Source organism: Paenibacillus sp. NPDC056579 (assembly GCF_042793215.1).
In the GTDB taxonomy this organism is placed as follows: Bacteria; Bacillota; Bacilli; order Paenibacillales; family NBRC-103111; genus Paenibacillus_S.
On record NZ_JBHTVD010000004.1, the window covers coordinates 168,946 to 192,161 of the forward strand.

Annotated in this window: 15 protein-coding genes; all 15 read left to right on the top strand. The window is 49.0% G+C overall.

Annotation, left to right across the window (positions count from 1 at the left end; all coding sequences use genetic code 11):
• The first annotated feature begins 15 nt into the window (after window positions 1-15).
• The gene (locus ACFQ88_RS17785) at window positions 16-2,142 is read left to right on the top strand and encodes a YIP1 family protein (RefSeq protein ID WP_239625944.1); all 2,127 of its coding nucleotides are present in this window, start codon (window positions 16-18) and stop codon (window positions 2,140-2,142) included.
• Window positions 2,139-4,409: a DUF5696 domain-containing protein gene (locus ACFQ88_RS17790; RefSeq protein ID WP_379455017.1), complete on the top strand. Its 2,271-nt coding sequence runs from the start codon at window positions 2,139-2,141 to the stop codon at window positions 4,407-4,409. Before ACFQ88_RS17785 ends, ACFQ88_RS17790 begins: the two co-directional genes overlap by 4 nt.
• A complete protein-coding gene (locus ACFQ88_RS17795; protein ID WP_239625939.1) occupies window positions 4,406-5,272 on the top strand; it encodes a carbohydrate ABC transporter permease in 867 nt (288 codons plus the stop codon). The genes ACFQ88_RS17790 and ACFQ88_RS17795 overlap by 4 nt, the downstream gene beginning before the upstream one ends.
• A gap of 78 nt (window positions 5,273-5,350) precedes the next feature.
• Entirely contained in the window at window positions 5,351-6,268 is a 918-nt protein-coding gene (locus ACFQ88_RS17800) for a carbohydrate ABC transporter permease (protein WP_379455856.1), read from the top strand.
• A 205-nt stretch (window positions 6,269-6,473) separates the two neighbouring features.
• Window positions 6,474-7,034 (top strand): hypothetical protein, encoded by a 561-nt coding sequence (locus tag ACFQ88_RS17805; RefSeq protein ID WP_239625935.1) that lies wholly within the window; start codon window positions 6,474-6,476, stop codon window positions 7,032-7,034.
• Window positions 7,035-7,076: 42 nt separating this feature from the next.
• Window positions 7,077-7,787: a hypothetical protein gene (locus tag ACFQ88_RS17810; protein ID WP_239625933.1), complete on the top strand. Its 711-nt coding sequence runs from the start codon at window positions 7,077-7,079 to the stop codon at window positions 7,785-7,787.
• Window positions 7,788-7,804: 17 nt separating this feature from the next.
• Window positions 7,805-8,488 carry a hypothetical protein gene (locus tag ACFQ88_RS17815; protein WP_239625931.1) on the top strand — a complete coding sequence of 228 codons (684 nt, stop codon included), beginning with the start codon at window positions 7,805-7,807 and terminating at the stop codon, window positions 8,486-8,488.
• 269 nt (window positions 8,489-8,757) lie between these two features.
• The gene (locus ACFQ88_RS17820; RefSeq protein WP_239625929.1) at window positions 8,758-10,071 is read left to right on the top strand and encodes an ABC transporter substrate-binding protein; all 1,314 of its coding nucleotides are present in this window, start codon (window positions 8,758-8,760) and stop codon (window positions 10,069-10,071) included.
• Between the two features lie 95 nt (window positions 10,072-10,166).
• Window positions 10,167-11,183, top strand: a complete 1,017-nt coding sequence (locus tag ACFQ88_RS17825; RefSeq protein WP_379455018.1) for a hypothetical protein — start codon at window positions 10,167-10,169, stop codon at window positions 11,181-11,183.
• Window positions 11,184-11,202: 19 nt separating this feature from the next.
• Window positions 11,203-12,543 carry an ABC transporter substrate-binding protein gene (locus ACFQ88_RS17830; RefSeq protein ID WP_379455019.1) on the top strand — a complete coding sequence of 447 codons (1,341 nt, stop codon included), beginning with the start codon at window positions 11,203-11,205 and terminating at the stop codon, window positions 12,541-12,543.
• A gap of 299 nt (window positions 12,544-12,842) precedes the next feature.
• Window positions 12,843-14,231: an S-layer homology domain-containing protein gene (locus ACFQ88_RS17835; protein WP_379455020.1), complete on the top strand. Its 1,389-nt coding sequence runs from the start codon at window positions 12,843-12,845 to the stop codon at window positions 14,229-14,231.
• Between the two features lie 200 nt (window positions 14,232-14,431).
• Window positions 14,432-15,460, top strand: a complete 1,029-nt coding sequence (locus ACFQ88_RS17840; RefSeq protein ID WP_379455021.1) for an efflux RND transporter periplasmic adaptor subunit — start codon at window positions 14,432-14,434, stop codon at window positions 15,458-15,460.
• A 16-nt stretch (window positions 15,461-15,476) separates the two neighbouring features.
• Entirely contained in the window at window positions 15,477-18,374 is a 2,898-nt protein-coding gene (locus ACFQ88_RS17845) for an ABC transporter permease (protein ID WP_379455022.1), read from the top strand.
• 120 nt (window positions 18,375-18,494) lie between these two features.
• On the top strand, window positions 18,495-21,686 hold the full coding sequence (locus tag ACFQ88_RS17850; RefSeq protein WP_379455023.1) for a hypothetical protein: 3,192 nt from the start codon (window positions 18,495-18,497) through the stop codon (window positions 21,684-21,686).
• 171 nt (window positions 21,687-21,857) lie between these two features.
• Window positions 21,858-23,180 carry a Gfo/Idh/MocA family protein gene (locus tag ACFQ88_RS17855; protein ID WP_379455024.1) on the top strand — a complete coding sequence of 441 codons (1,323 nt, stop codon included), beginning with the start codon at window positions 21,858-21,860 and terminating at the stop codon, window positions 23,178-23,180.
• Window positions 23,181-23,216 lie beyond the last annotated feature (36 nt).

The window sequence follows — 23,216 nt, forward strand, 5'->3', positions numbered from 1 at the left end:
TGGAGGTTTAAAAGCATGAACGTGAGATGCAATAGGTGGAAGCTGTTTCTGTCTTTGCTCATCTTGTGCACTGCGCTGCTGCCTGCGACAGCGGAGGCAGCTGTGAAATATTCGACGTATACCAAGGACAGCAACGGGAATCTGATTTGGCTGCAGCCGGCTTATTATCCGACCGGCGTCATCGGACAGGATCTGTTCGTACCCGATCCGGGCAACCCGTCTGCGAAGCTCAAATCATCGATGCAAACCCCTAAAGATATTTTTATCGATGCAAAGAATGATATTTACATTGCCGATACGGGCAACAACCGGATTGTTCATATGAATGAAAAGGGTCAGCTTCAGCGTTATCTCACCGTTCCGGAAAGCCCGATGGTCAAGCCTGAGGGTGTCTTCGTCACTCCGGAGGAGGACATCTATGTTGCAGACACGGGCAACAAGCGGGTTATCAAGCTGGATAAGAACGGCAAGCTGAAGCAAGAATTCAAGCGCCCCGAATCCAGATATATTCCGGAAACGTTCGTCTATGATCCGGCCAAGGTGATGGTGGATGAACGCGGGTTTTTGTATATTGCGGTGCATGGAGGCTATGAAGGCTTGATGCTGCTGGATGCCAACGGCAAGTTTCAAGGCTTCTTCGGAGCGAACAAAACGGTTCTCTCCGCCTTGGATTCATTGAAACGGATGCTGTACACGAAGGAGATGTATGCCAACGAGATCGCCAAAAAGCCGGAAACGATCAACAGCGTCGCAACGGATAAAAACGGCTATATCTACACGGTGACCGGAGGTACGGTCAAATCGGATCAATTGAAAAAATTAAACATTAAGGGCGAAAACCTGCTTCGAAGCTCATCGAAGGCTTTTGGGGAAACACGTGCCTTTGATGCGGCTTCTTTACCGGCCAACGTCGTCAACACGCCTCAGCTGATTGATGTGGCGGTCGATCAAATCGGCAATATGATCGTAGTCGATCAGCAATTTAAATATATAAGCCATTATGACGCATCAGGCAATCTGCTGTACTTCTGGGGCGGTCCATCCGCCGTCGGGTCGTCGCAGGTAGGCTTGCTGAAGAGTCCCGTGGCTCTCGACGTTAACTCCAGAAACGAGCTGTACGTCCTAGACGATCAGGAAAATATCGTTCAGGTATTTCGGTTGTCGGAATTCGGCCAGAAGGTGAATCAAGCCAATCAGCAAACGCTTGCAGGCTATTACGAGGCCAGCGAAAAGCCATGGCAGGATGTGCTGCGCATGAACGCCCAGTTTACGCCGGCGATATTGGGATTGGCCAAAGCCGCCTCCAAGAAGGGGAATTTCGAGGAAGCGAAGCATTTGTTCAAGGAAGCGGGGGATCACGAAGGCTTCTCGGATGCTTTTTGGCAAATCAGGATGAAATGGTTCCAGAATCATTTTTCCTTGATAGCAAGCATTGTTTTCTTCGGTACACTCCTGTTGATCCTCACTGATAGATGGACGGCCAAAGCCAAGTTTCGTGAGAAGCTGCGCGGCAGAAGGAGATCCTCCAGTCCGTTCATCCAAAATTTGAAGCACGCGATATACGTTTTGAAGCATCCCGTCGACGGATTTACCGCAGTTCGCTATGAAGGCAAAGGCAGCTATTTAGCGGCGATAGTCATTATGGCGGTCGTATACGGCGCCTTGCTGTTTAAGGAGTTCTTCACAAGCTTCTCGTTTAATATGGCGGTTCGGGTCGATGTGTACTCGATCTTCACCCAATTTTTCATCGTTTGGATTACATGGATTATTGCAAACTATCTCGTCAGCTCCATCTATCGGGGAGAAGGACGGTTCAGGGATATATTGATCGGAAGCGCCTATGCACTGGTTCCTTACATAATTATCGGCGTCCCTTTGGCTCTTATCTCGAATGTCATGACGTTGTCCGAATCGTCGATTTACAGCTTTATCGAGAACGGAATGCTGATATGGATCGGCATATTGATGTTCTGGAAAATTCAATGGGTGCACAACTACAGTGTCGGAGAAACGGTAATGAATATTTTCCTTACCCTTTGCACGATGATCGTCATTGGTGTACTTATCTTCATTACAGCCGGGTTGACGAACGATCTGGGATCGTTAATTTATGAAATGGTTCAGGAGGCGATATTGAGATGACAGCGCTCAGCAAGCTTAACAAAACTGCCGCAATTGTCACCGTTCTGATGGCGGCCGCCGTCCTGATCCTTGCAACCAATCTGAAATTCGAATTTCGGTCGGCGCCCGTAGACCGCAGTGCCCACGCAGCGCAGGAAAACTCGGCTCCGCCGCAAAAAGGAGCCGCTTCCCGGCTGCCGAATGAAAGCGATTTTAAAGCGATTGCGGAGACCGACGTGCTGCGTTTAAAGCTGGATGAATCGACAGGGCATTTCATGGTGGAAGACAAAAGAAACAACAACGTATACCGTTCGTTTCCGAATCCGGAGCATTGGGCGCAGGAGAAAATTTCGGAGAACTGGAAGAAGCATTTGAGCTCTCCTATCATGGTCCAGTACGTGGATTTTTCCAAGAGCATTCTTCAGGCCAAAGAAACGAACATTGCTGCGGAGAACGGAAAGCTGAAGGAGGTCCAGTCTATTCCGGGAGGGTTCTCCGTAACCTTCGAGCTTCCCGAAACCGGGTTCACCATACCCGTTCAGGTAAAGATCGAAAAGGATTTCATCGAGACGAAAATCATAAGAGAGGGCATCAAGGAGACGAACATGGGGCTTGTCTGGGTCCGGTTGTTCCCGTTCTTCGGTGCCGAATATTCGGCCGGGCAGGACGGGTATATGCTGATCCCGGACGGCGCAGGTGCTTTGATACGATTCAAGGACAATCAGCTCAACGTAAACAAGGTTTATGACGAGAGCGTATATGGTCCCGATAACACGTTCACCGGACTCAGCAACAACCGGAATAAGATCATTATGCCGGTCTTCGGGATGAAGTCGGGCGGCAAAGGCTTCCTGGCCGTCCTGCACGACGGGGAAGAATACGCGAATATCGTGGCGTCACCGTCCGGTGTATTAAGCAACTACAACTGGATCACCGCTACGATGAATTTCCGTTCGAGCTTCCTGCAGTTTACAAGCCGCAACTCGCCCGACGAATGGGGCTTTATCGATTATAACAAGGATGAATTGTTCGGCAGCGATAGAAGTGTACGCTATTACATTTTGGATACCGAAAAGTCGGATTATGTCGGCATGGCACAGAAATACCGCGACTATTTGATGAACGATAAAGGGGTTAAGCCGGCTGAGGCTAAAAGCAAGAATCTTCCGCTTCATGTCGACATCATCGGTGGAGACCGGGAAAAAGGCGTCGTCACGGACCGGTATATTAACTTGACGAATACGGATGACACTACCCGAATGGTTAATGCCTTGTACGATAAAGGCGTAAGCAATATGGCAATTACGTATATGGGATGGCAGCCGGACGGCTACAGCGCTTTCGGAGAGTCATTGCCTGTCGATAAGCGGATCGGCGGCGATAAGGGGATGAAAGCGTTCATCGATAACGCCCACAGCAAAGGCTTCCCGGTTTATCTGGACACCGAGTATGGGCTTAACAATACGGGCGCCGGAGGCTTCGACGAGAAATTTCACGCCGTAGTCAACCTGGCCGGCCGCAACGTGATGCTGAACACGCTGTATAACAACGCCCGTGTACCGGTAGTCAGCGACAAATTCGCGGAAGAAACGATTTTGAAGAGTTTGGGCAAATACAAGGACATGGGCGTCGACGGACTTGCCGTCAACCGGGTCGGCCAAAGGCTGTTGAGCGATTATAACACGTCTTACGGATCACCGCGGGATCAAGCAAGAGATGTGCAGGAGCGTGTGCTGAAGAGCATCAAGGATGCATTGGGCGGGGTGATCGGCAATAAATCAAGCTTTTACGCGCTGCCGCAAATCAATCATATCCAAACGCTCGTTTATGACCATTCCTACGATTTGTTTACGGATGAAGCAGTTCCGTTCGCCCAGATTGCGGTACACGGCCTGATCACGTATTCATCGGAATACGCCAACAACCGCCAGGAGGACACTAACGACTTCTTGCGGGATATCGAATACGGCGCCGTTCCGTCCTTCATCTTCAGCCGCGCTCAAACGAAGGAGTTCGTGAACGCGTACGGTATCCGATATTACAACACCCATTTCGAGGATTGGGAAGCATTGGCTGCGGAGCAGTATCGACGGTATAACGAAGCTCTTGGCGATGTGCAAAGCCAGTTTATTACCGGGCACAAAACATTGGCGCCTAATGTCAAGGAAACCACGTACGCTAACGGCAAACGGATTATCGTCAATTATAGTCTGGAGCCGTATCAGGCGGGGGCTGCGGCAGTTCCTGCACAAAGCTTTACCGTGGTTCGGGGAGGGGAGAGCAAATGAGAACGAAGGTGAGAATGCGCGCCTCTCTGCTCGAATATGTGGAAGGCATGATTTTCATAGCTCCATGGTTTCTGGGTTTCTTGGTCTTTATGGCCTTTCCGATAGGATATTCGTTATTTATGAGCTTCCAGAAGGTGACGATCACGGCAACGAAAACGACAACGCAGTACGTCGGCCTGACTCATTACCGGTACATTTTGTTCGAGAACGGAGACATGCTGTATAACCAGCTGCTGCCTTTCTTAAGACAGGCGCTGTTCATGATCCCGATCATTGTTATCTTCGCCTTGCTGATCGCCATCATCTTGAATCAGAAATTTGCGGGAAGAACATTATTCCGCGCGATTTTCTTCCTTCCCGTCATTTTGTCGACCGGCGAGGTCGTGAAAGAGTTCCTGACGCAGGGTGAAGGCGACTTGGGCTTTATGTCGAAATACAACGTATCCGGTCTGATTAAAGCGAATTTATCGGCTACCTGGTCCGGGCCGCTTATCGGTGTGCTTGACTCGTTCGTGCTGATTTTGTGGTATTCCGGGGTGCAAATCCTGATCTTTCTCGGAGGAAGACAGACGATCTCCAACTCGGCCTATGAAGCGGCCCGTATAGACGGCGCCGGCCCTTGGGAAACGTTTTGGAAAATTACGCTGCCGGCCATGACTCCGTTCATTTTTCTCAATATGATTTATACAGTTGTTGATTTGTTCACCTTTCCGACCAATCCGATCCTGCAAAGGGTCAGAGACAGCGAGTACGGCCAATACAGCGCTTTGATCTGGATTTATTTCCTGATCATCAGCTTTTTCCTGGCGATCATCTTTTTTGTCTACAGCAGAGCGACCAAATCGCAGAGGGATACCGTCTGATGCATAACGATATATCTTATTAAGGGGTGAAGCTTTGTGCTCGGGATACGAACGAAAAAAGGCCAGGAGACGCCTTCGTTGCTTGCCTGGCTGTCGAATGTACGCTATACCCTTGTAGGCAGGGAAGCGGATAAAGGACTGCTGTTCAAATTGTTCATTTATTTGATTTTGCTGGATACGGCTTACATTTATTTGAAGCCCGTTCTGCACATGGTCACGACCATGGTCAAAAATGCGGACGACTTGCTCGATCCGGCCGTCAAATGGTTTCCGAGGGTAATTTACCTTGGAAACCTGCAGGAGGCGTGGGAATGGCTTAAGTACCCGAAGGCTCTGGCCATCAGCTTGACGCTTGCGCTTTCGGTAGCTTTGCTGCAAACGGTTTCCTGTGCCGTCACCGGATACGCCTTCGCGAGACTGAAGGTCCCGTTCAAAAACCTGATGTTCTTCTTTCTGCTGCTGACGTTTATCGTGCCGATGCAGGTCACTATTTTACCGAACATCATCTACGCGAGAGAGCTCGGCCTGCTGAATACGATCTATCCGATCATCGTCCCGGCCTTCTTCGGGCTTGGGTTAAAAGGGGCGTTGTTCGTCATCATTTACCGACAGTTTTTCTCCACACAGCCCAAAGAGCTGGAGGAGGCAGCGAGGATCGACGGAGCCAGCGTGTACAAAATCTTTTATAAAGTGATGATGCCGCTTGCTAAGCCGGCCATATTGGTCGTCTTCTTGTTCTCGTTTATATGGACATGGAACGACTTTTATTTGCCGAGCATGTATTTGGCCGATATTGAGACCGCCCCGCTGTCCATGGGCATTTCCCGTATAGCTTCGGCGCTTCGGCAGCAGGCAGAGGCGTATGGCCCTTCGGTTACCGACGAAGCGATTCGCATGGCTACTACGTTCCTGATGATCATACCGCCGATGATTTTGTATACGTTCACTCAGCGCTGGTTTATCGAAGGCGTGGAAAGAACCGGCTTGGTGGAATAGGACTGGAATAGGACTACAGGTGAAATAAGAGAAGGAGGATGGCAAGATGAAAAGATGCATAGCTTTACTCGTGGTTGGGCTTATGTTGGGTTCCATAATGGCGTGTTCCTCACCAACCGATTCAACTCAGGCATCCGCCAATGAGGCGAATGCGAAAAAAGTGCTCCTGATCAGAAAAAAGGAAGGAGGGGGAGATCCATTTATTATGAGCCACCTGAAGAAATTGGGGTATCAGGTTATGGATGTCGTTGACGTCGATTTCACGGTGGAGAAGGCCAAAGGCTACGGTGTGATCTATGTCAGCGATTCCGTGAATTCCGCCAAGATTGATGCGAAGCTGAAAAGCTCCCCGGTCCCCGTCGTTTTTGCTAAAAATCAGGCGGCGAGCGACGCCGGGCTGATCGGAGTGCAGAAGTTCGGACAGGACGACGGGGTACAAACGATCCAGATCGTAGACAGCAAGCATCCGCTGGCAGCTGGATTAAAGGATACGGTAGCGATCTATAAGGAAGGCGGCAAGGTTTCGTACGGACTTCATCCGGGGCAGGGTGCCGTTAAAATAGCGGAGGTGCCGACCAGCGGGGACAACAGGAAGACCGCTATTTTCGGGTATGAGAAGGGTACGAAGAATATCAACAACGAAACCGTGCCGGCACGGCAAGTTTACATCTCCATGCCTACGGGCGAGGAGCCCAAGCTTACCGACAACGGCTGGAAGCTGTTTGATGCGGCAATCGAATGGGCTGCCCAAAACGGTGCTAAGTAATAGATAGGGTTTTGTGAAAAATCATGGTTGGAGGGATGACACTTGAAACGAGTACTCACATTGGTTATGGCGGCTGTGATGGCGGCGGGGCTTATGGCATGCAATGCAGCTCCGGCGGGAACAACGGATGCAGCCAAAGCTCCGGGGAACAAGGTGCTGTTCGTAGGAAAGGACGGCGGGGGCGACGCCATCCTCATTAAGCGGTTGAAAGAGGTGCACAAGCTGGAGGTCACGATTGTTGCCGATAAAGAGCTGACGGTGGACCACGCCAAAGGCCAATCGCTGATCTTTGTCAGTGAATCCGTCAATTCGGGTAAAATCGGGGATAAGTTCGTGAATACCCCGGTTCCGGTCATTTACGCCGAGCCTCAATCGACCAGTGATACGGGAATGTCCGAAACGGAGTCGTACGGATCGTTGACCGGATCGAATGCCATCAAAACGATCCAGATCAAGGACAGCAAGCACCAGCTGGCTGCAGGCATGCAGGATAAAGTCGACGTATACAAGGACAACGGCAAAATGGGCTTCGCCATTCCGGGCAAAGAAGCTGCTGTGATCGCTACGGTGCCGGGAGAAGAGCAGAAAGCAACCATTTTCGCCTACGAGAAAGGCGCCAAAAACGTCAGAGGCAATACCGTAGCTGCCCGTGAGATGTATTTCTATCTGTTTAACGGAGAAGAGATCAATCAAACCGACAACGGCTGGAAGCTGTTCGATGCAGCGGTCAACTGGACGCTTGGGAAAAAGTAACGGAGGGAGTGATGGAGTTGAGGAAATGGTGGATCCTCTTCCTCGTGATCATTAGTGTGACTGCTTGCTCCCCCACGGCCTCACCTGCGGATTCTGCTGCAAGCAAGAAGGTGCTGTTCGTTGGCAGAGAAGGAGGGGGCGATGCGCTTGTCGTCAAGCGGTTGAAGGGCCTTGGATACGAGGTGTACGTAACGGCAGACAAAGACCTTACGGCAGAACAAGCGCTGAATCACGCCTTCGTCTTCGTCAGCTCAACCGTCAACTCAGGCAAGGTCGGCAACAAACTGAAAAGCTCTCCAGTGCCTGTCATCTATGCCGAAGGTCAAAATATGGGCGATGTCGATTTGGCGGGCAGAGAGACAGACGTGGATCACGGCAATTATAACGGCAAATCGATTCAGGTGAAGCAGCCTAATCACCCTATGGCGGCGGGCTTGAAAGACAGCGTGGACATCTATCAGACCGAAGGTAAGATCGGTTTTGTAGTTCCGGGTAAGGAAGGCGTTATCGTGGCTTCCGCTCCTGACGATGAGAGAAGGGCGGTCATCTGCACGTTTGAGAAGGGCGCCAAAAACATGAATAATGAACCGGTCCCGGCACGGCAAGTGTACTTTTATTTGATCGGCGGCGAAGAAATTAACCAAACCGACAACAGCTGGAAGCTGTTCGATGCAGCCGTCCGTTGGATAACGGGAAAATGAAATAAATAACCTATAAAATTGAAATCTTCCCCAATGAAAGCAGGCTCTTTTCGTAATAAAGTAAGAGTAATGAAACGATGTTAGCCCTTGGTGAACAGCTTTCAAAGCGTTTTCATGCTGAACGTGTCTTGCCAGGGGACGATAGATTCAATGGTCAATGACTGGGGAAAGGGAGGTCGGTACGTATTCATTTGGAAAAAGCCGCACGGCATAAACAGGCTATTCTTCCTTAAACTATTGGAAATAAAAAGGGAGGTTTAAGTACAAGTATGAAAAAAATGCTGAAATCTTCGCTTGTGATCGCTTCCGCCGTATCCTTGATAGCCGGCTGTACCGGCTCTCCTGCTAATCCCGTAGATCAGCCGGAAGCCCAAAATACTCCGCAGTCTCCGGCAAACGAAATCTTCATTTACACCTCGTACCCTGCATTCTATGCAAAGGAAGAAATATTCGAAAAGCAGGTCGGGCAGCATTTAAAAAAGAAGTTCCCGGACATTACGATCAAGCACGTTCATTGGGATAAAGGCAGGGAGTACAAGGATTTAATTGCAGCCGGAACCATACCGGACATTATTATCGACAATGCGCGAATGAATTTGCAACGATATATTATCAAGAATGATCTCCAATACGATATGACCGATCTTATCAAGAAGTTTAATTTCGATACGACGAAGCTGAACCCTGCGGCTATGGCGCAGATGAAAAATGTGACGCCGGAAGGAAAGCTGTACGGTCTTCCGTTCCAGTTAAGCGATTTTGTATTGTTCTATAACAAAGATATATTTGATAAATTCGGTGTTGACTACCCGAAGGATGGCATGACTTATGATGAAATCTATGAGCTGGCCAAAAAACTGACCCGTGTAGAAGGGGAAAATACCTACAAAGGCTATCAGCAGCATCCGGGGCTTTATATGAACTACAATCAGCTCTCTCTTTCACCGCTGAGCTTGACGGAAGATAAAGCCGAGCTGAATACGGAAGGCTGGAAGCGCCTGGTGGATAACTTGAGAAGGTTCTACGAAATTCCGGCTAATCAATTTACTACGGTCGACGATTTCCCTAAAGGGAAGATGGCTATGTCAGTCCACGTTTCGGAGAAAATCATTCAATGGTATGAGCAAAATAAAAACTTGAACTTTGACATCGCCGCCATGCCGTCGTTTTCGGACGTGCCAAATACGAAAGCGCAACCAAATATGTATGCCGCCTATATTACGAAGCAATCGACTAAGAAGGATTTGGCGTTCCAGGTTATCGCCTATCTGCTGTCGGAAGAAATGCAGATCGAGTTCGCGAAGGAAGGCATTATCGGACCGCTTGAGAGCAAGAAGGTTCAGGAAGCCTTCGGTAAAAACTTGCCGCAAATGCAGGGCAAGCATACGCAGGCGATTTTTGCCAGCAAAAATGCTATGCCGCCTGCAGCACGCGCCAACGGGTTGACCTATGTCGACGTTCCGGTTCATAACGTGTTCTCTCCGCTGATCTTCGGCGAGTCCAAGGATTCCGTTACGGCATTGCGAATGATTGAAGAGCAGACGACCAAAGGCATTCAGACCGAAAAGGCGGCAAACAAATAAATTGGATATAAACCTCCAGAAGCACTATAACAGGTGGTTGCTGGGGGTTTCCTTTCTTAAGCAAAGAAACATGCATTCACAGGAGGAATCGATTCATGAAACGTTATCTCATCTGGCTCATGGTAGCTTTGATGACCCTTTCCATTGCAGCATGCTCATCTAAAGGCAGCGTGGATACTGGGGCGGCACCTACTGCAGCGGCATCGAAAACACCGTCACCGACGGCAACACCGAAGCCGACCCCAACACCGGCACCGTCCGAAACACCGAAGCCGACGGCAACGCCGGCTCCATCCGAAACGCCAAAGCCGACAGAGACTCCCGCTCCGACGGAAGCTCCAAAGCCGACGGCAACACCGGCGCCGGCAGAAGCACCAAAAACGGCGGACGCCAAGACGCCGGCAGAAGCTCCTAAGCCCGCCGAATCAGCACCGGCGCCTGTGGTTGCGCCTGCGCCAGCTGCAGCACCGGCTCCGCAAAAGGAGGAAGTTTCCCCGAAGGATAAGAAGCTGCTGCTGGTCGGACGGGAAAATGCTCCTGATGACACAGTCGTTGCGGCAAGACTGAAAGCTCTCGGATTTAAAGTGACCAACATGATCGACCGGGAGTTTACCGCCGATGCGACGAAAGGGTATGACTTGATCTATATTAGCCAAACGGTCAATTCCAAGATACTGAAGGAAGGGATCATGAAAGAAATCGCGATTCCAACGGTCTATGTGAAGAACCACGGCATGTTTTATCTGGGCTTGTCGTCCGTCGAAGAGAATACGAACGTCTTTGACGTCAAGTCGATTGATATCGTGGACGGTAATCACAAGGTAGCCGGAGGTTTAACGGGCAGAGTCGATATTTATAAAGAAACGAACTCCAAAATTGGAATCAGCTACGGCGTGCCCGGCAAGGAAGCGAAAATCATCGCCACCGCACCTGGGGATGCAGCGAAGGCTGCGATCTATTATTACGATAAAGGCGCCAAAGCGGACAACGGGTATGAAACGAAGGCACGCATCTCGTTCTTCTATTTGAACAACGGTCTGCATGAGAACACTACGGACAATGGCTGGAAGCTTCTGGACAATCTCGTAGTATGGACTTTGCAAAACGGTTAACGGGGAGGATATTACCAAAATGAAAAAAATAGTGACAGGAACTTTACTCGCATCAACTCTAGCAGTGCTGGCGGCCGGCTGTACAGCATCTCCATCTAATCCGGTTGATGAGGCGCAAGCACCTCAAAAAACGGAGTCGCCGGCTAATGAGCTGTTTATTTATACGACCTATCCTGCATATTTTGCCAAGGAAGAGGTGTTCGACAAACAAATCGGTCAATTCCTGAAGAAGAAATTTCCGGATATCACCATTAAGCACGTGCATTGGGACAAGGGAAGAGAGTATAAAGACTTGATCGCAGCCGGAACGATTCCCGACATTGTGCTCGATAACACCCGCATGAACGTGCAGAGATATATTATTGATAACGATCTTCAGTATGACATCAGGGAATTGATCAAAAAGTTCAACTTTGATGTAACGAAATTGAATCCCTCGCTCGTCGCCCAAATGCAAAACTTGTCTCCCGAAGGGAAGCTGTACGGACTCCCGTACAACAATAATGATTTCCTTCTGTTCTACAACAAGGACATCTTTGATAAATTCGGCGTCGACTACCCGAAGGACGGGATGACCTATGATGAAATCTATGAGCTGGCCAAGAAGCTGACCCGTGTCGACGGAGAAGTAACCTACAAGGGCTTTTCGCAGAATCCCGGGCACTATATGAACTATAACCAGCTGTCGCTGTCGCCTCTAAGTTTGACAGAAGATAAAGCCAGCTTGAATACGCCGGAGTGGAAAAAGCTGGTCGATAACATGAGAAGATTTTATGATATTCCAGCGAATCAGTTCGATACGGTCGAAACGTTCGCTACCCGAGGGAATATCGCTATGGCCGTTGCCACAGTAGACCATCTCGTGTCGTTTCACGAGCAAAACAAAAATCTGAACTTCGACGTTGTGTCCGTCCCATCGTTCAGTGATGTACCGAATACAAGATACCAGCCTAATGTGTATTCGATGTATATTACAAAGCAATCCACGAAAAAAGATATGGCCTTCCAGGCTATAGCAGCGATACTGTCCGAAGAGCATCAGGTCGAGCTGGCCAAAGAAGGCGTCATTGTTCCGATGGAATCCAAAGCGGTTCAGGAAGCGTTCGGTCAAAATTTGCCGCAAATGCGTGGCAAAAACACCAAAGCGGTCTTCAACGGCAAAACGGCTATGCCGCCGGCAGCGCGCGCGAACGGCTTGCTCTGGTACGACGTCCCTATGCAAAACGTGTTCGCTCCGCTCATTTTCAAAGAGTCCAAGGACTCCGTGACGGCGCTGCGGATGATCGAGGAGCAAACCACCAAGGCGATCGATACGGCCAAGGCAGCCAAGGCCGAGCTTACTAAAGCAGCATCGAAATAAAGTTACCGAAACGTAAGAGACACACTTATTCAGGTAGAATCTACTTCAGTAAGTGTGTCTCTTTTTTAGCCAAATAGGAGGCGAAATCGCCTGCGAATAAATAATCCAACACACCTATAATGATGCGAGTAAGCCCCTATAACGGTTCTGCCGTTTCGTATTATTTTTAAAGTGTACAAAGATACCTATGTTTGACCTTTGTGAATCGCAGCCGGGGAGGTGGAATGAGCTTTTGAACAACCGATTCACATAAAGCCTGCATGCCCGCTTCATCATTAAATAGTAGGAAGGTGCGCTGAATGAAAAAAATTGTTACAACGCTATTATGTTTCCTCCTGTTGTCGTTAACGGTTCTTCCGTTTGCCTTTGCAGCAGGAGAGCAGACTCCCGCAGTGAAGACGGTAGACGACTTTACCGACCTGAAGGATCTTCCGCAGGATCAAAAGTCCAAATTTGATGAACTGATTCGCGGAGGCGTGTTCAGCGGTCTTACGGACAATACGTTCGGATTGAACGATAAAATGGACCGTGCTCAGTTCGCCAAAGTAGCTGCCCTCATTTTCTCGCTGCCAATTGATAAAACGCTTACAGTATCGTCCTTTAGCGACATCGGCTCCGATCACTGGTCGCTGACTTATGTAGAGGCGCTTAAAAAAGCGGGACTGACCAACGGCTATGACGCCGAAGGCAAAATGTACAATCCGTCCGGCTCCGTATCCAGACAAGAGCTTGCGGCATTCCTGATTCGCGGTCTTGGATTGGACCAGGATGCGCAAAAAGCAGCCCCGGTTACGGACAGCACGGTAGATGATTGGGCGAAAGGATATGTAGCGCTCGCGCTGGAGAAAAATATTCTTACGAAGCTCGACAACGGCACGTTTGGCGGCAAAGAAGCCGCAACGCGCAAGATGCTGGCTCTAGCGAGCTTCGAGGCGAAGAAGCTGTTCGGTGTGGGTAAAACAGATCCGGCTGCCACACCGGAGCCTACGAAGCCGGAAACGCAAACTCCTGCAACACAGCCTGAGAAGCCGGCTGCACCGGAACCGGCGAAAGTCGATAAAGGCTCGGCCAAAGGGAAAAAGGTTCTCATTACCAGTGATTTGAATGGAACCCAATTCCGTGAAGATGAGAAACCGCTTGTAAACCGCCTGCAGTCACTCGGCTTCGAGGTTACTCGGTTAGCCAGCACCAAGCTGACTGTGGAAGCGACGGAAGGTTTCGATCTTATCGTCATCGGATCGTCGACCAACTCGAAATATGTGAAGAAAAAGCTGAAAGGCATTCCGGTGCCAATCATCTACAATAAATCGATTTCGTTCGGAGACGCCGATTTCTCTACGGTTTCTGAGAATACAGGGATTAAGAAGCAAACGAACGTGACGATCAAGTCAAGCGATCATCCGCTTGCAGCAGGATTGAAGGGTGACGTACAATTTTATTATGAAGCCGGAGACCTTTCTTACGGCATTCCAAGCAGTGACGCTATCGTAGTAGCACATGCTGCCGGGGATCCCGAGAAGGCCATTGTCATCGGGTACGAGAAAGGCTCCAAAAATGTGTTGGGCGAAGCGATTGCTGCACGTACGCTGATGTTTGGCGGAAATGCAAGCCTAATGAAAGATAACGCTACGGATGAAGCATGGAAGCTCTTTGATGCTGCAGCGTTATGGGCTATCGGTCAGCCATAGGATGAAGTAACTCCAGCTCCAGCTCGCGGGCTGGAGTTTTTCCCTATTTATAGGGAAGGGAGATGAAGCAATGAACCTATAAAAATGAACTGAATCCCCCAAACCACGCAAACGGTTTCATAGTAATGTGGTTATAGTTATAAACGTCGGGTGCGGCATGCAAGCCGTCGAACAGGCAAATCAATTGGAGGTAGGTCAAAATGTGGAGAAAGCCATTCATCCCTCTATTGATCGGGGCTGCGGTTGCAATGGCTTCCTTATCGGGATGCTCCTTGCTGCCGGTGGAAGAAGAGGAGCTGGCGCCGCCGTTGGTAGAGCCGGTGAAGGAAGTATTGAACGTCGTTGATGCCAAACGGGCCACGATCGTGAAGCAAATTACCGGAGTTGCGACTTTTGCTTCGGATAAGACCCATTACCTGTATTATAAAACGGCTGCCGGCAAACTGATCTCGATGAATGTCAAGCTCGGGGATAAGGTTAAGGCCGGCGACATTGTAGCTATGACGGATACGGGTGAGCTGGAGACGAAAATAAGGATACAGGAAATTGCTATCGAAAAGGCCAAAATAGCACTGATTCAGGAAATCACGAGCAAAGGAGACGGCGATCCCTCGGTTCAATTGAAGAAGCTGGACATGGAAAGCGCTCAGATTCAACTGAACTCGCTGCAAACCCAGCTGGAAAACTCCAGGCTGATCGCAGCAGCCGACGGCATCGTAACCTATGTCGATCCGATTCAGCCGGGAGAGGAGGTTGCAGCCAACAAGCAAATGGTTACGCTTTCCGACCCAACCCAAATGCAGCTCGTGTATACAGCCTCAAGCCAAAACGACATTGCCGCAGTAGAAATCAATATGGACGTAACCGTCAAAATCAAGGATAAAACATACCCCGGGAAAGTGGTTCAAACTCCGATGACGGTTCCTCCCAGCGATAATAAAACGATTCAGGATAAGAACAACAAATCGATCGTTATCGCTGTCCATCCGCTTCCGGATGGGGTAACGATCGGCTCACAGGCAGACATTACTGTCGTTACGGAGCAGCGGGACAATGTGGTCGTCATTCCGAGAGCCGGACTGCGCAGCTACATGGGACGTGACTATGTGCAGGTGCTGGACGGCGACAGCCGGAAAGAAATCGATGTGGAAAAGGGCATTGTAGCTGCAACCGAAGTGGAAATCCGCAAGGGGATAGGCGAAGGGCAAAAGATTATTTTGGCCAACTAGGAGGAGGCGTAAGACATTGGCAATATTTATCATGATCCTGCGCAAGATGGTCAATAATAAATGGCTGGAGCTTAGCTTGCTGTTCGGGCTGGTCTTATCCGTTGCCTTGACAAGCAGTATGCCTATTTATACGAACGCGATCCTGCAAAGACTGCTGCTGCAGGAGCTGAAGCAGCTGCAAGCCAGCAGCAGCCAGTATCCGGGCATTTATTGGTTGTCGGTAAACATGACGGCGCAGGAGAAGGAGAAGAGCGCCAAAATTTCGCAAACCGACGCGTTTATGAACGAGACGAGCAGCCGTTTCGGCATTCCGGTCCAATATTCGGTTCGGGAGAGATCAACCCAGAAATACAATCTAAGTCCAGCCGAGCCGGATAAAGTGGATACGAAACGACAGCGGTCCGCCGATATTACCGCCATTGACGGGATGGAAGAGCATATGAAGCTCATCGACGGCCGTATGCCTGCCAAAGCGCCGGTCGACGGGGTATATGAAGCACTCGTGGTGTCGGAGGCATTGACCGAGTTAGGCATGGTGCTTAACACGGTCTTCGTAATCCAGGACGACATTTCAAAGCAGCAAATATATATTAAGCCGGTAGGCGTATTCGACCGCAAGGATTACACGGATGTGTACTGGTATAACATTCCCAGCAGCTATAAGAACAGCTTCGTGATTGATTTCCCATTATTTGAACAAGAGTTTACCTCAGGAGGAAAGCTGAATGTCCAGTTCAGCTATTGGTACCTGGCGCTCGACTATAACAAGATGTCGCTGGCTACGATCAATACGTTCATTGCTTCGCATTTCGCTTTAGACAAACATATGGACGAGCGCTATGAAAATCATAATTACAATGCTCCCGCCTTAAAAACCTTGGGCAACTATTATGTCAAGGAAGCGAACTTAAAAACGATGCTTTGGTCCTTGAACGTACCTGTAGTGCTTATGTTGGGATTTTATTTGTACATGGTAGCCAACCTGATCACGGAGCGCCAAAAGACGGAAATAGCCGTACTGCGCAGCCGTGGGGCGAGCCGCCTGCAAATCATTTTCGGTTATGTTGCCGAAGGTCTGGTACTCGGATCGATTGCCTTATTGTCGGGCCCGTATGTAGGCATGAATTTGACCAAAGTATTGGGCGCATCAAGCGGCTTTCTCGAGTTCGTGCAGCGTGCCAAGCTCGATGTTTCCTTAAGCCAAGAAGCGTTCTCCTACGCGCTTATTGCCGTAACCAGCTCCGTAGTCATGACGCTGATTCCCGTGTTCATTGCTACCAAAGCAACGATCGTCGGGCATAAGCAGCAGTCGGCCAGACAAGCAGCAAGCTCTTTCTGGCACAAATATTTTATCGATGTCATATTGATAGGGATATCCTTATACGGCTTATACAATTACAAAATCCGAATGAAGGATTTGCTGTCGCTCGGTTTGAAGTCCGGGGATTTGCGCGTCGACCCGCTGCTGTTTCTTATTCCTGCGCTGTTCATTTTGGGGATGGGGCTGCTGGTGCTTCGCTTGTATCCATTGTTTATGCAGCTCATTTACAAAGCGGGTAGACGGTGGTGGTCGCCTGCGTTATATTTCACGTTAATTCAGGTCAGCCGATCGACCATCCAATATCAATTTATTATGGTATTCCTGATCATTACCATCGCCACAGGATTGTTCAGCGCGAGCGCTACCCGTACGATCAACAAAAATACAACCGATAAAATCCGTTATTCCGCCGGTGCGGATATAACGATGAAAATCCGCTGGGAGAATGACGCGCCTCCTGCTATTTTGATGGGATTATCGAGCGGAGAGGAAGAGGAGTCCGGGGAAGAAGATGCTGCTGCCGTTCCGCAAAAAACACAGTATACGGAGCCATCCTTTCTCCCGTTCACGCAGCTGCCTGGAGTAGAACATGCCGCCAAAGTGTTTATAAAAAAAGATGCGGTATTCACGAAAGGCAAATCCCAGGATACCGTACAGCTCATGGGTATCAACACCAAAGAGTTCGGGCAGACCGCCTGGCTGCGCTCCGGATTGCTGGACCACCATTTTAACGATTATCTGAATCTGATTGCCGCCAAACCGTCCTCCGTTCTCATATCGGAATCTATGGCAGAAGAATATGGGGTCAAGCCGGGAGACACCATTACATTAGGCTGGGACGGCATCGAAGGCGCTCCGTTCACCGTGTATGGGACTATCGACTATTGGCCCTCATGGAACCCAAACCCGGGTACTAACGATACGGTCACGGTCAATTCCAAGCAGGGATCGACGACGAAGGTTAAGAAACCGATGCTAGTTATCGGGCATTTGCCCTATATCCAGAACAATCTGGCGCTGGAGCCTTACGAGGTTTGGCTGAAGCTGATGCCTGACGCCAGCAGTCAAGCGGTGTATAAAGCGGTCGCAGACCACGGTTATCAGATCGAATCTTTAAGGGACGCGAAGCAGGAGCAGATCAAGGCTATCAAGGATCCGTTTCAGATGGCGATTAACGGTGTTATGACGCTCGGGTTCCTCATTTCCATTGTCATATGCTTCTTCGGCTTTCTGTTGTATTGGGTATTGTCGTTGAACGCCCGGACGCTTCAGTTCGGTATTTTGCGGGCGATGGGAATCTCGTTCTTTCAGCTGCTTGTCATTCTGATTAGCGAACAGCTCCTTATATCGGGGGCTGCTATCGTTATCGGATTAGCTACCGGAAGCTTGACGAGCCAATTGTTCGTGCCCTTGTTCGAAATGTCGTTCGATCCGAAGACCCAGGTACCTCCATTCAAAGTGACGTTCGATCCTGGCGACCAAGCGAGATTGTATTGGGTTGTAGCCGTGATGTTAACGACGGGCCTGGCCATTCTGGGACATATCGTATCGCGTATCCGGATCCATCAGGCGGTCAAGCTGGGAGAAGATTAATTAGAGAGAAATATGCCTATAAACATGAATGGAAAACCCAATGATTCGTTGGCGATTTCATACTATTTTATAAGAAAGGCTAGTCAACAACGATGTAAATTCAATGAAAGAAGGTGCCAAATGAAGAATAAATATGTATCCGCTCTCGTCTCACTGTCGCTTGTGTCAATGTCCATGCTTCCTGTCGCTTCCTACGCTGATGAGATAGCAGAAACTCCGGGCATTGAGATTCAAGCCGTTAAATTATCGGAGGACTATAAGGACCTGAAGGTGCTGTCACCGGAAATGAAAGACCGATTCGACTATTTTATTCAGCAAGGTGCTTTTCAGGCGGAATCAGACGATGATTTCGGCGTCAATAAAACGATTACGCGCGATGAGTTTGTCAAGGTAGCAAATCTAATTTTCTTAATCCCTGATGATGAAGCGCTTTCAAATAAATATAAGGAAGAATTTGAGAAAATAGGGATTATTACCAGTGACGGGATGGTCGTGGACGGGGCTGAATCGATATCGCGTCAAGACCTTGCCAAATACCTTATCTACGGTCTTGGCCGAGTGGATGAGGCGAGAAAAATTACTCCGATTACGGATACGAGCTCTGCAAACCTGGATAAAGTAAATATCACTTTAAGCCGTTTTGTTACGCTTGCCTTGAAGCTGGACATTATGAAAAATCAGGATGACGGTTATTTCTATGGCGATCGGCTCGTCACCCGGAGAATGCTGGTAGAAGCTGCTTATGAGACGAAAAGAGTATACGAAGCTTACAAGCAAGCAGGAACAGCTTCAGGCAAAATATCACTCACGGAAGCCAAGCCTAGTGGCGCCAAGAAAGTGACGGTAAGCTTCGATAATCCGGTGGATTTGGCAAAAACGGAAAAAATGGTGCTCACCGTGAAAAAGGACGGTAGTGTGGTATCTGGAGCTGCGGAATGGGCGAGCGATAAGAAATCGGCAACGATAACACTGGAATCGAAGCTGCAAAAAGGAAGCTACTCCGTAGAGCTGTCCGGATTAGAAGATGCGGAGGTCGACAAGAAGTCAGCGGAGTTTACGGCCGAGGATGAACGGATCAAGGAGCTGCAATTTGCGAATCCAACGGATCAGCTGGGACGATCGAAAGTCATAATCGAGTTCAAACAAGTGAATCAGTACGGAGAGCAAACGCAGGTACCGGCCGGCATGTTCGATATTCGCGCTTCCGGGAATCCGGTGCAAACCATTCCGGACAAGCAAGCATTCAAGCTTGACTTGAGCCAGGAGAAACGAGGTTCGGGAGTCCTCATTTCCATCCGGGACAGAACCAACGGATTGACGCTAAACAAAACGTTTAGAGTCGGTGATCGGTCACTCGTTTCGAAGATCGATCTGGGCAAGCTCACGATTAAGGATAATAAAGATACTTTACAGCCCGGAAGTAAAGCTTACTTGGCTTTTACCGCATACGATCAATATGGAAATAAGATGGATGATCTGGAGGAGCTGCAGAACGGCATTTATATGCGGGTTGACGGGGAGCAAATGTTCGTTGATAAAGGTGAACATACATTTTACGATTATGACAACGACGGATTTCCCGAGCTTGAATTGGAAACGGAGACCGATTATAAGCAGGATGCCGCCTCGACCTTGTTTTTGACTGCTTTGGGATCGGGACAAACGGTTAGCAAGTCCATGAGCCTGGTAACGCCCAAAGTGCCGGCAAGCATTGCGATTAAAGAATATACGTCGGTCTTGGCGGAAGGGGATGCGGATAAAGCTATCGAGCTGGAAATCCGAGATGCGGAAGGATACGCATTCTCGCCGGAGGAAAGAGCAGCGCTTGTGAAGGCCGGAAAGGTGAAGGTTCGCAGTTCAGGCGATTTGAAGCTTGCGTCAACCGAAGAAGGAGGTCCTATTCCGCTAACCGGAGGCAATGCAGGCAAAGTATTGATCGAAGAGGTAACCGGTACGGGTAAAGCCTCGATTGAAGTTGAATTGCTGGAAATCGACAAGAAAGCTACCGCTGAATATACCCTGATGGATAAAAGGGTGCCTTCTGCCGTAGAAAAATTGGATTTCGAACCCGGCCAGTTATATCCGCTGCTTACGGAGACAGGAAAGACGGCGTCGGTGAAAATGAATATCAAAGACCAGTATGACGAAGTGTACACACCGACAAGCGATGAATATCAGGTCGTGTACAAAATGCAGAAATTAAATGGAGCCGATGGGGCTTTAACAGGCGTACACAATTCAAACAAGCAGCTTGTATTGAACGATACGAATCAAAGTATGCGGTTGAAGGCCAAGGATGCTGCCGGCGGGAAAAATTACTTCTCATTGACTCCGGTTACAGATGCCAGCAAGCTGGGCTCTTATTCTTTGAGCGCCACACTGGTGAAGACAAAGAAGGATCCTAGCGAGCCCGATCCGACCAAATGGCCCATCATTACGGAATTAGGTACTCTAACAGGGATTGCACAAAGCTATAGCTGGAAAGAGTATGACAAAAATGATTTGAACTATTATTTGAATACCGATACGAGCTTGTTTGCGGTCGGAAAGTTTTTTATCGATCAGGGCATTATTGAAAAGAAATACGAGACACACCGGGAAGAACTGAAAGTGGACTTAGCCGATGCGGACTTTATATTCAAAAACAGAAAGGATTTTTCCAAGGATATTGAAAAAAGTATTGCAGCCAAAAATAAAGATGGCATAGAAACGGCTATCCCGTTAGCGCCGATTACGAGCGTGACCTTCTCCGTTCCGAAAATCGTTGCGGTCGATAATCCGATTCGTCCTACGAGATGGGTCGGTTTGAATCCGGGAAGCACGGTCGCTACCATTGGCTACACTACTCCTGGCGGAACCAAATTCCTTAAAGTGAATTTAACGGTATTTACTTCTAACTTGACTTTTACTGAACTCAAAATTGGCAATACATCCGGAACTATGTCTGCTTTTACCAATGAAATCGACGATTACTACATTTGGGATGATAAACTGCTGAAAAACATTTCTGTAAAAGACGATGTAGGCAATCAATTCATCAACTCGGCTAATAAGGCTAAAAATACATTCTCCGAAGTGCTTACACCATTACTAAACAATTTTGGGATAACCATTGCTTTAACGGATGTGACTTATAAGCCCGGAACAAGCGATGCTGATAAAGATACCTTCTACATGACCGATAACTACAAGCTCGTCTTTAAGCCTAAAAGCGGGGTATATTCCAAGGAAAAAGTGAATTTGCAAAGCTTTACTATTAAAGTGACCGGACCTGACAAAGGCTCGAAATCTCTAACGGTTAATCTAAAGTAAGTCATAATCCATGCCGGGTTCTCCTCCTATCACATAAAACTTGCCCCTGTCGCGTTTGACAGGGGTCTTTTTTTGCTTATCGGCATAATCCCCCTATAATCAGGATGGGATTCACTACTGGTTTGCGGTCAGCGTCTTTGTATACTAACAGTAGAATGGAGGGAGAATGCATTGACCACCAAAAAATACGTCATTTGCGGTGTCAGCACCAGGGCGAACGGGATGTTTATCCGCTCCATGCTGGATACCTTTAAGCCTTACTGTGAGATTGTCGGATTGCTCGATTCGGATCCTGGCCGGTTCACCAATTGCTTCCGCAAGTTTCCAGTGTTGAACGGTCTTCCTGTCTATGCACCGGATCAATTCGACCGCATGATCAAAGAAACACAGCCGGACGTCGTCATTGTGGCCGGGGCGGATCATACTCATGCGGATTACATCGTAATGGGTCTCGAACATCATCTTGATGTGATTTCGGAAAAACCGATGGTTACGACCGGCGCGGATTGCAAGCGGGTCTTAGATGCACAAGCCAACAGTAAGGGGAGATTGTACGTTGCCTTCAATTACCGCTATGCACCGGTTCATACGAGAATCAAGGAGCTCATTCTGGAAGGAAAGCTCGGTACCGTCACCTCGATCGATTTGAATTGGTACCTCGATACGTATCATGGGGCGAGCTATTTTAAACGGTGGAACAGGAAGAGATTGAATTCCGGCGGACTATCGGTTCATAAAAGTACCCACCATATGGATCTAGTCAATTGGTGGATCAATCAGAAGCCGATGGAGGCGTTTGCCTACGGAGGTTTGAATTATTTTGGGCCCGACGGCGAGTTGAACCCGGCCAAGGAGGATGGAAGATATTGCGGAACGTGCCGTGTCAAGCATGAATGTACGTACTTCATGCGCTGGTCGACGCGCAGTAAAGAGCTCATGCCGGAGGACGATCATTTGACGCAGCTTGATACGAAGCCAGGTGCTTACAACGGATATAGAGCGGATGCCTGTATTTTCGACTCGGAGATTGATATCGAGGACACTTATGCAGCCGTCGTTAAATATGATAAAGGCGCGATGCTTAGCTATTCGGTGAACTTCTCACTGCCTTACGAAGGGTATCGTTTGGCTATCAACGGAACCAGGGGCAGGATCGAAACAAAGGAAGTAATGTCCAAGCGCGCTTCCTATCCCATACCGGAGCAGACGATCGAATACTTTCCTCTATTTGGAGGAAAAGAGACGATTCATGTCGTTCCGCGTTCCGGAGGGCATGGAGGCGGAGACCCATTGCTTCTCGAGGATTTGTTCCTGGGAGCGGATCCGCTTCGCCCTTATGAGATTATGGCCGGAGCTGAAGCGGGAGCCTATTCGGTGTTGACCGGGGAGGCGATCTGGAAATCGGTGCAAACGGGGAAGCCGATCCGTATAAATGACCTGTTGGTATCTCATGAGCCTAAACAAGGCGAAGTCGAAGCTGGAAAGCGGCAATGATGGGTAACATAAAACGGGGGAAAAAGAAGGGAGACG

Bases quoted from the DNA above. Each gene is read 5' to 3' on its own strand.
- ACFQ88_RS17795 (WP_239625939.1), top strand. From the start codon at position 4,406: ATGAGAACGAAGGTGAGAATGCGCGCCTCTCTGCTCGAATATGTGGAA.
- ACFQ88_RS17830 (WP_379455019.1), top strand. From the start codon at position 11,203: ATGAAAAAAATAGTGACAGGAACTTTACTCGCATCAACTCTAGCAGTG.
- ACFQ88_RS17835 (WP_379455020.1), top strand. From the start codon at position 12,843: ATGAAAAAAATTGTTACAACGCTATTATGTTTCCTCCTGTTGTCGTTA.
- ACFQ88_RS17840 (WP_379455021.1), top strand. From the start codon at position 14,432: ATGTGGAGAAAGCCATTCATCCCTCTATTGATCGGGGCTGCGGTTGCA.
- ACFQ88_RS17850 (WP_379455023.1), top strand. From the start codon at position 18,495: ATGAAGAATAAATATGTATCCGCTCTCGTCTCACTGTCGCTTGTGTCA.
- ACFQ88_RS17805 (WP_239625935.1), top strand. From the start codon at position 6,474: ATGAGCCACCTGAAGAAATTGGGGTATCAGGTTATGGATGTCGTTGAC.
- ACFQ88_RS17825 (WP_379455018.1), top strand. From the start codon at position 10,167: ATGAAACGTTATCTCATCTGGCTCATGGTAGCTTTGATGACCCTTTCC.
- ACFQ88_RS17790 (WP_379455017.1), top strand. From the start codon at position 2,139: ATGACAGCGCTCAGCAAGCTTAACAAAACTGCCGCAATTGTCACCGTT.
- ACFQ88_RS17785 (WP_239625944.1), top strand. From the start codon at position 16: ATGAACGTGAGATGCAATAGGTGGAAGCTGTTTCTGTCTTTGCTCATC.
- ACFQ88_RS17820 (WP_239625929.1), top strand. From the start codon at position 8,758: ATGAAAAAAATGCTGAAATCTTCGCTTGTGATCGCTTCCGCCGTATCC.